Source organism: Endothiovibrio diazotrophicus (genome assembly GCF_054657215.1).
In genome coordinates this window covers 1-12,784 of record NZ_BAAHXB010000147.1, presented here as the reverse complement: position 1 = coordinate 12,784, position 12,784 = coordinate 1, and the positions used below count along the sequence as shown (strand labels likewise).

The following is a 12,784-nucleotide window of genomic DNA, read 5'->3' as shown; positions in this document are numbered from 1 at the left end:
TCTGCCCTCCCGCGGCTCGATCCCCCATAGTCCGACAGGCTCCTAGGAGCCGCGGATTGGGACAACCCATCCGACGAAATCAACTGACGGAAGTGCGTGCGACGGGTGGCGTGCCCTTTTCAGCCGGCGTCGTCGGAACGGCGCTGGAGCAGGTCCTCGACCCCGCCCCGTGGCTGGTATTCCGGGACCACCTCGCGGATCAACGCCGCCACCCTCGGCCATCGAGCCCGCCTGGATCACCAGTTGCGCCGCCTCCGGGATGGTCATGAAATAGCGGGTGATCTCGGGGTGGGTGACGGTGACCGGGCCGCCCCGCCGGATCTGCTCGCGGAACTCGGGCATCACCGAGCCGGAGGAGCCGGGCACGTTGCCGAAACGGACCATCGAAAAGCGGATGGTGGCGCAGCGTCTGGCCAGTCCCTGCAGGATCAGCTCCGCGAAGTGCTTGTTCGCCCCCATCACGTTGGTGGGGCGCACCGCCTTGTCGGTAGAGATCGATACCATATGCTCCACCCCACCGGCGCCGGTGACCAGGATCGCCCGGCCGCGGACGCAGGCGTGGAGCAGCTCTTCCCGGGGCGGGATCGGCCCGCGCCCGAGCACGTCGTCGATGTCGATCTCGCGGATCTCGTCCACCTGGGCGTTGCCGGCCACCAGATCCACCAGTCCCGGCACCGTGCGCACATGCACCGGAAAGCGCCCGAGGCTCTCAACCACCGCCCGACGGCGGACGTGGGATACCGATGGCATCGCCATCAGCACGCTGCTGATCTGCCGCTCTGTGATCAGTTGCGGCAGGTGCGATGGCGGATAGACGCGCATTCCGCCGATCAGACTGCCGTGGAGGGCGGGATGGTCGTCGACGAAGGCGACGGGATCGAACTTCTGACCACAGGGCGAGCGGGATCATAATCAGATCCGCCGCCACCACGATCCATCGTTTGGCCGAGCGTGAGAGGTGCCGGCGCGGGGGCGGAGTGGGTTTTGCGGGAGGCGGCGGACGGACGTTCATGGGCTCTTCTTGGTGGCGCTTCCCTCCTGCGAGGCGCCCGATCGCGGCGCGCCCGAGCCGCGGTGGATCACTCCTCCGTCCATTTGGTCAGCGCGTCGATGATCTGCTTGGCCTGGTCCCTGGACGAGATGTTGAACTTCGATTTCTGCAGGTACTCGCCGTTGCGCTTCTGGTAGCGGCGGATGGTGTAGCGGTCGGGGCTGTAGGCCTCCTTGCGGGCGTCCCAGTCCTGGTAGCGGTAGATCACCGTCGCCCAGGCCCCCTTGCTCAGCACCTGCTTGTCCAGCTCCTTCACCACGTCCACGCCGCCTTCGCTGTAGTTGACGGTCAATTCGTCCACGGTCTCGGCCATTGTTCGATCCTGTTCGTTGGTTTACGTCGATCCGTCCCCGCGCTCACCTGGGCGATTCGGGGCCGGATCCGAGGGGCGAGACGCCGGGGCGTGGCGGGGGGAGGGGGACTTCCCGTTGGGGAGGTGCCGGGCGGGGCCGGCCGGGTGACTCATGACTCCCTCGCCGGCCACGTCCCTCGCGTCTTCGCCGTGGTTTGTACCACCGATGGCGCGTGAGGTTCAATCGCGCAGCGTCGGTCCGGCGAGGTGAACCCGCTCCCCCTCCGGCGTTTCGCAGCGGTCGGTGGCTGTCGCAGAGTTCGATGGTGGCGCGGGTGGACGACGGAGGGGAGGGTCATGGCAAAAGGGGTCGCGTTATTCGGGCGGTGCGTTTAACCTGCAAAGGGGCCGTGCCCCACCGTCGGCTCGTATCACGTCGCCGCTCCCCGTTTTCCTGCGCCGTCCCTTGCGTGGTTTTCGCCGAGAGACCCCGACCCGCCGATGCTCCCCCTCGACCCGCTGAGCTTCCCGTTGACCGGCCTGCGCCTGATCGAGGCGAGCGCCGGCACCGGCAAGACCTACACCATCGCCAATCTTTACCTGCGGCTGATCCTGGAGCGGGGGCTCGACGTCACCCGGGTGTTGGTGGTCACCTTCACCAAGGCGGCCACCGAGGAGCTGCGCGACCGTATCCGCAAGCGGTTGCGCGAGGGGCTGGAGCGGCTGGAGCAGGGGAGCGGGAGGGGGGACGAACTCGATGCGCTGCTCGCCCGCGGCGGTGACGAGGCCGCTGGGCGGCTGCGCGATGCGCTGATCCGCATGGACGAGGCGGCGGTCTTCACCATCCACGGTTTCTGCCAGCGGATGCTCCAGGAGAACGCCTTCGAGAGCGGCACCCTGTTCGACGTGGAGTTCATCGCCGACGAGCTGGAGATGAAGCGCACCATCGCCGCCGACTTCTGGCGCATCCGTTTCCACCGCGCCGACGAGGGGGAGGCGCGCTGGGCGCGTGGTGAGTGGGGGACGCCGGCGGGGCTGTTCGGGACGCTGCGGCCGCTGCTCGGCCGGGAGCAGGTGACGCTCCTGCCGACGGTCACGGCGGCGCAACTGGACGAGGCGCAGGCGGCGCGCGGGGCCGCGCTGACGACGGTGCTGCGGGAGTGGGCCGGGAGCGGTAAGGTGGTGGCCGAACTGCTGCTCACCCACAAGGGGTTGAGTCGCGCCGCCACCACCTACCGTAACGATGTGGTGGAGGGGGCGCTCGAAGGGCTCGCCGGCTTCCTGGAGGGGGGCGAGGGGGCGCTGCCGGCGGGTTTCGAGCTCTTTACCCGCCATCGTCTCGAAGACCCCAAGTCCCTCAAGAAGCGGGCCGAGGCGCCCGAACACCCGTTCTTCGACGCCTGCGAGGCGCTGTGGCAGGCCGACCGCCGTCACGCCGACCTGCGCCGCGCCCGACTCCTTGCCGAGGCGCTGGACTACGTTCGCGACCAGCTCCAGGTCCGCAAGGAGCAGCAGCGGGTGCTGGCCTACGACGATCTGCTCAGCCGTCTCGACTTCGCCCTGCTCGGCGAGGGGGGAGAGACCCTGGCGGCGCGGGTGGCCGGACTCTTCCCGGCGGCGATGATCGACGAGTTCCAGGACACCGACCCGCTCCAGTACCGTATCTTCCGCCGCATCTACGGCGAGCGCCCCGATTGCGGGTTGTTCATGATCGGCGATCCCAAGCAGGCGATCTATGGTTTCCGCGGGGCCGACATCTTCACCTACATCGCCGCCCGCCGCGACGCCGATCCCGACCAGGGCTGCTTCACCCTGGGTACCAACTGGCGTTCCGCCTCGCCCCTGGTGGATGCGGTCAACACCCTTTTTCAATCGGTGGAGGCCCCCTTCCTTTACCGTGACGAGATCGATTTCCACCCGGTGGCGGCGGCGGGCCGGGCCGATGAGCGGCCGCTGATCCTCGATGGTGAGGTGCCACCGCCGCTGACCGCCTGGCTACCGAGACGCGACGACGACAAGCCGCTGCCGAAGAATCGGGCCCGGGTGCTGTTCGCCGAGGCGGTGGCGGCCGAGGTGGCCCGCATGCTGCAGCTGGCCGAGGCGGGGCGGGCGGAGTTGGAGGGACGGACGCTGCGTGCCGGCGATTTGGCGGTGCTGGTGCGCGACCGCTTCGAGGCGGCGGAGGTGCGTGGGCGGCTCGCCGCGGTCGGGGTGGGTAGCGTCTATATCAGCCGCGACAGCGTCTTCCAGACCGCCGAGGCCGGCGAGCTGTTGCGGTTGATGGGGGCGGTGGCCGAGCCGGCCAACGGTCGCGCCCTGCGCGCCGCCCTGGTGACCACCCTGCTCGGCGTCGACGGACGACAGTTGGAGGCGATGGGGCGCGAGGAAGGGGGCGCCTGGGAGGCGTGGCTGGAGGCGTTCCACCGCTATCACCGCCAGTGGCGCGACCACGGCTTCATGGCGATGTTCCAGACCTTGCTCCACGAGCGGGGGGTGGCCCATCGTCTGCTCGCCCTGGAGGAGGGGGAGCGGCGCCTCACCAACCTGCTCCAGCTGGCTGAGCTGGCCCAACTGGAGGCGGCGGAGCGCTTCGGCATGGTGGGGTTGATCCACTGGTTGGTAGCGTCCATCGACCAGCCGGACGGCGATGCCGAGGAGCAGCAGCTGCGGCTGGAATCCGACGAGCGGCTGGTGCAGGTGGTGACCATCCACAAGTCGAAGGGGCTGGAGTACCCGGTGGTCTTCCTGCCGGGGCTGTGGAACGGCCGGCCGCTCAGCGACGAGGGGCAGCTGCTGCTGTTTCACGAGGAGCGCGAGCGCTCCCTCTGTGCGGACCTGGGCAGTGAGCGGCGTGACGCCCATCTGGCGCTGGCGCAGCGCGAACGCCTGGCCGAGGAGCTGCGCCTGCTCTACGTGGCGCTGACCCGCGCCAAATACCGTTGCTGCTTCGGCTGGGGGGCGGTGAAGGGGGCGGAGGCGACGGCGCTGGCGTGGCTGCTGCACGGCGGCGAGGAGGGGATGGGCGGGCTCGACGACGGGGCCCTGGAGGGCGCCTTGCAGCGGTTCGCCCCGCACATCGAGGTGGTGGCACCGCCGCAGCGGGGAGCGGGTGTCGCGGTCGCCGGCCGGTCGCTGGCGGGAGGGCGTGCCCGCCCCTTCGGCGGCCGTGCCGAGGACCGTTGGCTGGTGACCAGCTACTCCGGTCTGGTGGCGGGCATCGAGCATGGCGACACCCTGCGTCACGAGCGCCCCGACCACGATGCGGTGGAGCCGGTCGCCGAGGCCGCGACCGGCCTCCGCCGCGACCGCTTCAACTTTCCCCGCGGCTCCCGCGCCGGGCTGTTCCTGCACACCCTGCTGGAGCAGCTCGATTTTACCGACCGGCGCGACGAGCCGTGGAGCCGCGACATCGAGCGCCAGTTGGAGCGCCACGGCTTCGAGGTGGAGTGGCGGCCCGCGGTCGAGGAGCTGCTGGGCGGTGTCCTCGACGCCCCGTTGGCCGAGGGGGTCGCCCTCGGTCAGGTCGGGCGGTCCGACCGGCGTGACGAGCTGGCCTTCCACTTCCCCCTGGCGCCCATCGAGGCGATCGGTCTCAACCGGTTGCTGGATCGCTTCCCCGGCTATTTCAGCGGTGAGCGGGCACTCACTTTCTCGCCGTTGGAGGGGGTGATGAAGGGGTTCATCGACCTGGTCTTCCGGGTTGGCGACCGTTACTACCTGGCCGACTACAAGTCCAACCACCTGGGCGACGCGCTGGGCGATTACGGTCCTGATGCGCTGGCCGCGGCGATGGCCGAGCACCGCTACGACCTTCAGTACCTGATCTACACGGTCGCGCTGCACCGCCACCTGCGGCGCAGTCTCCCCGGCTACGACTACCGGCGCCACTTCGGCGGCGTCTTCTACCTCTTCCTGCGCGGCCTCACCCCCCGGCTGCCCGGCAACGGCGTCTGGTTTGACCACCCCGACCCCGCCCTGATTGACGCCCTCGACCGCTACTTCGCGGGAGACCGGCCGTGAACCTGCTCGATCGGCTGCTCGCCCGCGGGGTGATCCGCGACCTGGATCTCCACTTCGCCCGTCTCATGGGGCGCTTGGCCGTCGAGGAGAGTGACCACTTGCTGTTGGCCGCCGCCCTGGCCAGTCAGGCGGCCGGAGAGGGACACGTCTGTCTGGAGCTGGCACGAGTGGCCGATGGCCCGCTGTGGGAGGGAGGCGAGCACGCGCCACCGCTGACGGTGTGGCGGGAGGCGCTACGCGGGAGCGGGCTGGTCGGCGGTCCCGATGCCAGCGAGCCGTGTCCGCTGATCCTGGAGGACGACCGCCTCTACCTTGCCCGTTACCACTTTTTCGAGACCCGCCTGGCGACGGCTCTGGCGGCGCGGGCCGACTGGATCGAAGGGATCGACGAGGGGCGGCTGCGGGCGGGGCTGGCCCGCCTCTTCCCCGCCGCTCCAGTCCTCTCCCCGGTCGTCCCCCCGGTCGTCCCCCCGGCCCCTTGCGGTCGCGGCCAGCTCGGCCTGTTCGACGAGCCGGCCGCGCCGACCCCCGATCGGCAGCCCGACTGGCAGCCCGACTGGCAGCGGCTCGCCGCGGCGCTGGCGGTGTTGCGCCGCTTCGCGGTCATCTCCGGTGGCCCCGGCACCGGCAAGACTCGCACCGTCACCTCGATCCTCGCCTTGCTGGCCGAGCAGGGGGTCACTCGCATCGCGCTCGCCGCCCCCACCGGCAAGGCCGCCGCCCGCCTCAGCGAGTCGATCAAGCAGGCCAAGGTGTCGCTGCCCCTCGGCGACGGGTTGCGGACCGCCATCCCCGAGGAGGCGGTGACCCTCCATCGTCTGCTCGGGGTGCGCCCTGGACGCGCCCGTCCCCGCCACCACGCCGACAACCCGCTGCACCTGGAGCTGCTGGTGGTGGACGAGGCGTCGATGGTGGATCTGCCACTGATGGCGCGGCTGCTCGATGCGCTGCCCGCCACCTGCCGGCTGATCCTGCTGGGGGATCGCGACCAGCTCGCCTCGGTAGAGGCGGGGGCGGTGCTCGGTGACATCTGTGGGGAAGATGGGGGCGAAGGCGGGAGTGGCTGGTCGGCGGCGGCCACTGCGCGGCTGGTGCGGGTCACCGATACGCCGCCCGCCGTCGGGGGGCGCGCGCCGCCGATTGCCGATTCCATCGCCATTCTGCGCAGGAGCTACCGTTTCGGCGGCGATAGCGGCATCGGTGAGCTGGCTCGTGCGGTCAACGCCGGCGATGGCGGCCACGCCCGCGAACTGCTCGCGGTCGGCCGCTTCGACGACCTCGCCCTCCATCCCGCCGACGAGCGGGAGGTGGCCGGGCTGATCGCCCGGCGGGCGGTGGAGCACTACCGCCCCTTCCTGGAGGCGGCTACTCCACAGGAGGCGCTGGCCGCGTTCGACCGCTACCGTATCCTCTGCGCCCTGCGCGAGGGGCCCTTTGGGGTGGTCCGTGCCAACGAGGGTGCCGAGCGGGCGCTGTGCGCCGCCGGCCTGATCCCGCGCCGCGAGCGGGGTGACCTTCCGTGGTACCCCGGCCGGCCGATCCTGGTGGGGCACAATGACTATGCCCTCGGCCTGTTCAACGGTGACATCGGGTTGATCCTCCCCGATCCGCAGGCGGACGGTGCCTTGCGCGCCTTCTTCCCGCCTGTCGGGGGGGCCGACGGGGCGTTGCGCAGACTGCATCCCAATCGCCTGCCCGAGGTGGAGACGGTCTACGCGATGACCGTGCACAAGTCCCAGGGCTCCGAATTCGACCGCCTGCTGCTGATCCTCCCCCCCGCGGAGAATCCGCTGGCCACCCGCGAGCTGCTCTACACCGGTATCACCCGCGCCCGCCGGGCGGTGGAGCTGTGCGCAGCCCCCAACGTCCTGGAGCAGGTCGCCCGCCGCCGTGTCTACCGCACCTCGGGGCTACGCGCCCGGCTGTGGGGGCGTTCACTTCCCGTCTGATCAATCAGGCGTGTGAGATGCTCTCTTTTCGACGCCCGTATTTCCCGCAATCGTAGAATGGGCAAAGCATCGCGTGCCCATCAAAGCGGCCACTGCCACGGCAAAGATCACCGCCTTTGTTCGATGGGCACGTCGCAATCGCTCCTTTGCCTATCCTACGGGGCCGGCATCCCCATTTCTCCGATTGACGAACTGTAGTCTTTCCAACACATAGCCGCGTCATAATCCGCGGGCCCGGCCGGATCTGTTACCATTTGTGCCCCCCTTTCCGCTCCCCGGGCAGACCCTCACGATGAGCTACGAACGCGACAATATCCGCCGCATGCACGGCTACGCCCCCGGTGAGCAGCCGGCCTCGGCGAAGGTGGTGAAGCTGAACACCAACGAGAACCCCTATCCGCCGGCCGCGGCGGTGATGGAGGCGCTCCGCGCGGTGACCGCGGAGGAGCTGCGCCGCTATCCGCCGCCGTTTTCCCAGCCGTTCCAGCAGGTCGCCGCCCAGCTTCACGGGCTCGCCCCGGAGAACATCGTCGCCACCAACGGCGGCGACGAGCTGCTGCGCCTGGCGATCACCACCTTCGTCGATCCCGGCCGCCCGATCGGTGTCGCCGAGCCCAGCTATTCCCTCTATCCGGTGCTCGCGGAGATCCACGACTCGCCCACCTTCCGGGTCGATCTCAACGACCACTGGGAGATGCCGGAGAACTTCGCCGCGTTGATGAACGAGGCGGACGTGCCGCTCACCTTCGTCGTCAACCCCCACGCCCCCACCGGCCGGCTGGAGTCGGTGGAGCGGCTGTCGCGGATCGCCGCGGAGCTCGATGGGGTGCTGCTGGTGGACGAGGCCTACGTCGACTTCGTCGATCCGGAACTGGCCCACGACGCGGTGGAGCTGGTGCGCCGCCACGACAACGTGCTGCTCCTGCGCACCCTCTCCAAGGGCTATTCGCTGGCCGGCCTGCGCTTCGGCTACGGCCTCGGTGCGGCGTCGCTAATCGAGCCGATGCAGGCGAAGGCGAAGGACAGCTACAACAAGGACATCGTCGGCCAGCGGCTGGCCGCCGCCGCGCTGACGGCGCGGGCGGAGGCCGCCGACAGCTGGCGCCGGGTGCGCGCCGAGCGCGGGCGGGTGAGCGAGGCGCTGGCGGCGTTCGGCATCGACTGTCTCCCCTCGCAGACCAATTTCCTCCTCGCCCGGGTGCCCGAGGGGCTCGCCGGCGGCGCCCGTGCGATCTATCAGGCGCTGAAGGAGCGCGGGATCTTCATCCGCTATTTCGATCTGGACCGGTTGCGCGACAAGTTGCGCATCACCATCGGCACGCCGCAGGAGAACGACGCCCTGCTGGGCGCCCTCGGCGAGATCGTCGGTTTCGCCGCCGGGTGAGCGTCGCCGCTGCTCGGGCGGCACTTTTTAGAAAAAAACTGAAAGCGAAGGACTATGAAAGTAACCATCTTCGGTTCCGGGTATGTGGGGTTGGTGACCGGCGCCTGTCTGGCGGAGGTCGGCAACGAGGTGCTCTGCGTCGATATCGACGAGGAGAAGATTCGGCGCTTGAAGGAGGGAGAGGTCCCGATCTACGAGCCGGGACTGGACGAGTTGGTGGAGCGCAACGCCAGTCGCGGGCGCCTCTCCTTCACCACCGACGTGGCTGAAGGGGTGGCCTTTGGGCTGTTCCAGTTCATCGCCGTCGGCACGCCGCCCGATGAGGATGGCTCGGCCGACCTGCGCCATGTGTTGGCGGTCGCCAGGGGGATTGGCGAGCGGATGGACGAGTACCGCATCGTGGTCGACAAGTCGACCGTGCCGGTGGGAACCGCCGACAAGGTGCGCGCGGCGATCGACGAGGAACTGACCGGCCGTGGCGTGGCGTTGGAGTTCGACGTGGTCTCCAATCCGGAGTTTCTCAAGGAGGGGGCGGCGATCGACGACTTCATGCGCCCCGATCGCATCGTCGTCGGCACCGACAACCCGCGTACCCTGGAACTGCTGCGCGCCCTCTACGCGCCGTTCAATCGCAATCACGAGCGGCTGGTGGCGATGGACGTCCGTTCGGCGGAGCTGACCAAATACGCCGCCAACGCCTTGCTCGCCACCAAGATCAGTTTCATGAACGAGCTCTCCCACCTGGCCGAGCGGTTGGGGGCTGATATCGAGAAGGTGCGTGTCGGCATCGGTTCCGACCCGCGTATCGGCTACCACTTCATCTACCCCGGCTGCGGCTACGGCGGCTCCTGTTTTCCCAAGGACGTGCAGGCGCTGGAGCGCACCGCCCATGAGGTCGGCTTCGAGGCCACCCTGCTGCAGGCGGTGGAGACGGTCAACCGGCGGCAGAAGGAGGTGCTGTTCGGCAAGATCGAGCGCCACTACGGCGGCGCGCTGGCGGGCAAGACCTTCGCCCTGTGGGGGCTCGCCTTCAAGCCCAATACCGACGACATGCGCGAGGCGCCGAGCCGCACCCTGATGGAGGCATTGTGGGCCGCCGGTGCACGGGTTCGCGCCCATGACCCGGAGGCGATGGAGGAGGCGCGTCGGATCTATGGCGAGCGGGACGATCTGATGTTGTGCGATACCCCCGAGGAGGCCCTGGACGGGGCGGACGCCCTGGTGGTGGTGACCGAATGGAACGTCTTCCGCAGTCCCGACTTCCAGTTGCTCAAGGCGCGGTTGCGCCACCCGGTGATCATCGACGGGCGTAACGTCTATGATCCGGAGCCGGTGCGCCAAGCCGGCTTCACCTACTACGCCATTGGCCGGCCGGCACCCACCGACATAGAGGCGGCGTGACAGCTCCATAAAAGTTCTGATTACGGGGTGCGCTACTCCATCGAGAACCCGAACGCCTATGTCGACGCCAATCTGGTGGGGTTCGGCAACTTGCTGGAGGGGTGCCGCCACCATGGCGTCGAACACCTGGTCTACGCCTCCAGCAGCTCGGTCTACGGCGCCACACCGACATGCCGTTCTCGGTGCATCAGAACGTCAACCACCCGGTGAGCCTCTATGCGGCGACGAAGAAGGCCAACGAGCTGATGGGCCACAGCTACAGCAGCCTGTTCAACCTGCCCACCACCGGTCTGCGCTTCTTCACCGTCTACGGACCGTGGGGGCGGCCGGACATGGCCTACTTCAAGTTCACCCGCAAGATCCTCGCCGGGGAGCCGATCGACGTTTTCAACCACGGCAGACACCGCCGCGACTTCACCTACATCGACGACATCGTCGAGGGGGTGGTGCGGGTGCTTGACCGCATCCCCGCGCCCAATCCCGACTGGTCGGGGGACGCCCCCGACTCCGCTACGGCGGCTGAACCGCCGCGTGTAGGAGCGGCCCCGAGGCCGCGATGGCGCCCGTTCCGCCAACCCCCGCAAGTTGCGGAAGGGTGGGCACTTCGAACCATCGCGGCCTCGGGGCCGCTCCTACAGGTTGGGGCTGCACCATACAGCCAAGAGAACGGGCCCGCATGCGGGCCCGTTCTCGTTTCCGCCGTAGGTCGCCGCGGGGAGCGGCGATCTACGGGGGTAGCCCGTTCGCGGGATCAATCCTTGCCGCGCGAGGCGCGCTTGCGGTCGTTCTCGCCGAGCAGCTTCTTGCGCAGACGGATGTGGTTGGGGGTCACCTCGACCAGCTCGTCGTCGTCGATGAACTCCAGCGCCTGCTCCAGGGTGTGCACCACCGGCGGGGTCAGCACCTGCGCCTCGTCGGTGCCGGAGGCGCGCACGTTGGTCAGCTGCTTGCCTTTCAGCGCGTTGACCACCAGGTCGTTCTCCCGCGAGTGGAGGCCGACGATCATCCCCTCGTAGACCTCTGTGCCGTGGCCGATGAACATGCGGCCGCGCTCCTGCAGGTTGTAGATGGCGTTGGTCAGCGCCTTGCCCGGTGCGTTGGCGATCATCACCCCGTTCTTGCGGCTGCCGTAGTCGCCGCGCTTGAACGGCCCGTAGTGGTCGAAGACGCTGTAGATCAGCCCCGAACCCTGGGTGGCGGTGAGGAACTCGGTGCGGAAGCCGATCAGTCCGCGGGCCGGCATGATGTAGTCGAGGCGCACCCGGCCGCGGCCGTCGGGCACCATGTTCTTGAGGTCGCCGCCGCGCGCGCCCAGCTTCTCCATCACCCCGCCCTGGTGCTGTTCCTCGACGTCCACGGTGACCTGCTCGAACGGCTCCATCGGCTCGCCGTCGATCTCGCGGACGATGACCTCGGGGCGCGACACGCCCAGCTCGAAGCCCTCGCGGCGCATGTTCTCGATCAGCACCGAGAGGTGCAGCTCGCCGCGGCCGGAGACGCGGAACTTGTCGGGGTCCGAGCCCTGTTCGACGCGTAGCGCCACGTTGTGCACCAGCTCCTGGTCGAGGCGCTCCTTGATCTGGCGGGAGGTGACGAACTTGCCGTCCTTGCCGGCGAACGGCGAGTTGTTGACCTGGAAGGTCATGCTGACGGTGGGCTCGTCCACCGACAGCGGTGCCAGCGCCTCCACCGCGGCGGGGTCGCACAGGGTGTCGGAGATGTTCAGCGGGTCGAGGCCGGTGAAGCAGACGATGTCGCCCGCCTGGGCCTCCGGCACCTCCACCCGCTCCAGCCCCATGAAGCCGAAGAGCTGCAACACGCGGCCGTTGCGCCGACCCCCTTCCTTGTCCACCACGGTCACCGCGGTGTTGGTCTTGACCCGCCCGCGGGTGATCCGGCCGATGCCGATGACGCCGACGTAGCTGTTGTAGTCGAGCTGCGAGACCTGTAGCTGGAAGGGATCCTCCGGCTCCACCTGGGGCGGGTGGACGTGGTCGACGATCGCCTGCAGCAGCGGGGTCATGTCGCCCTCGCGCACGCTGGAGTCGAGGCCGGAGAAGCCGCCCAGGCCGGAGGCGTAGACCACCGGGAAGTCGAGCTGCTCGTCGGTGGCGCCGAGGCGGTCGAAGAGGTCGAAGGTCTGGTCCAGGGCCCACTCCGGGCGGGCAGCCGGGCGGTCGATCTTGTTGACCACGACGATCGGGTGGAGACCGCGGCGTAGCGCCTTTTCGGTGACGAAGCGGGTCTGCGGCATCGGCCCCTCGACCGCGTCGACCAGCAGCAGCACCGAGTCGACCATGGAGAGGACCCGCTCCACCTCGCCGCCAAAGTCGGCGTGGCCGGGGGTGTCGACGATGTTGATGCGGTATTCGCCCCACTGGATGGCGGTGGGCTTGGCGAGGATGGTGATGCCTCGCTCGCGCTCCTGGTCGTTGGAGTCCATGGCGCGTTCTTCGAGCTGGGTGCGCTCATCGAGGGTGTCTGACTGCTTCAGGAGCTGGTCGACCAGGGTGGTCTTGCCGTGGTCGACGTGGGCGATGATGGCGATGTTGCGCAGGTTTTCGATCATGGGGGCCGCCGCGGGGGTAGGAAAAAAATGGTGGCGAATTATACTCCAGCGCGCCCGCAGATGGGGGATCGTGTTATCGCCAGGGATGGTGGGTATGCGGCGGGAGGGCAGGGAGCCC

General features: G+C 68.9%; 6 protein-coding genes and 2 pseudogenes. 5 read left to right on the top strand and 3 right to left on the bottom strand.

All coding sequences use genetic code 11. The annotated features are described in order from the left end of the window. Positions 1–201: 201 nt before the first annotated feature. Both ACYQ2W_RS23460 and ACYQ2W_RS23455 read right to left on the bottom strand, forming a co-directional pair. A pseudogene (locus ACYQ2W_RS23460) lies at positions 202–744 on the bottom strand (polysaccharide biosynthesis protein); the annotation flags it as partial. A gap of 335 nt (positions 745–1,079) precedes the next feature. Then, positions 1,080–1,364 carry a hypothetical protein gene (locus ACYQ2W_RS23455; protein ID WP_459872922.1) on the bottom strand — a complete coding sequence of 95 codons (285 nt, stop codon included), beginning with the start codon at positions 1,362–1,364 and terminating at the stop codon, positions 1,080–1,082. Positions 1,365–1,844: 480 nt separating this feature from the next. Here ACYQ2W_RS23455 and recB point away from each other — a divergent pair, with 480 nt between their 5' ends. From recB to ACYQ2W_RS23430, 5 genes and pseudogenes are all read left to right on the top strand, one after another. Continuing rightward, entirely contained in the window at positions 1,845–5,363 is a 3,519-nt protein-coding gene (gene recB, locus ACYQ2W_RS23450) for an exodeoxyribonuclease V subunit beta (RefSeq protein WP_459872920.1), read from the top strand. Beyond that, positions 5,360–7,312, top strand: a complete 1,953-nt coding sequence (gene recD, locus ACYQ2W_RS23445; protein ID WP_459872918.1) for an exodeoxyribonuclease V subunit alpha — start codon at positions 5,360–5,362, stop codon at positions 7,310–7,312. The genes recB and recD overlap by 4 nt, the downstream gene beginning before the upstream one ends. Positions 7,313–7,604: 292 nt before the next feature. Next, positions 7,605–8,696, top strand: coding sequence for a histidinol-phosphate transaminase (gene hisC, locus ACYQ2W_RS23440; protein ID WP_459872916.1), 1,092 nt, complete (start codon positions 7,605–7,607; stop codon positions 8,694–8,696). Positions 8,697–8,750: 54 nt separating this feature from the next. Then, on the top strand, positions 8,751–10,097 hold the full coding sequence (locus ACYQ2W_RS23435) for a UDP-glucose dehydrogenase family protein (RefSeq protein ID WP_459872914.1): 1,347 nt from the start codon (positions 8,751–8,753) through the stop codon (positions 10,095–10,097). A 24-nt stretch (positions 10,098–10,121) separates the two neighbouring features. Further along, positions 10,122–10,633 (top strand): annotated as a pseudogene (locus ACYQ2W_RS23430) (NAD-dependent epimerase/dehydratase family protein); the annotation flags it as partial. Between the two features lie 215 nt (positions 10,634–10,848). Here ACYQ2W_RS23430 and typA read toward each other — a convergent pair. Continuing rightward, complete coding sequence (gene typA, locus ACYQ2W_RS23425; protein ID WP_459872912.1) at positions 10,849–12,666, bottom strand: translational GTPase TypA; 1,818 nt, start codon at positions 12,664–12,666, stop codon at positions 10,849–10,851. Positions 12,667–12,784: the final 118 nt, after the last annotated feature.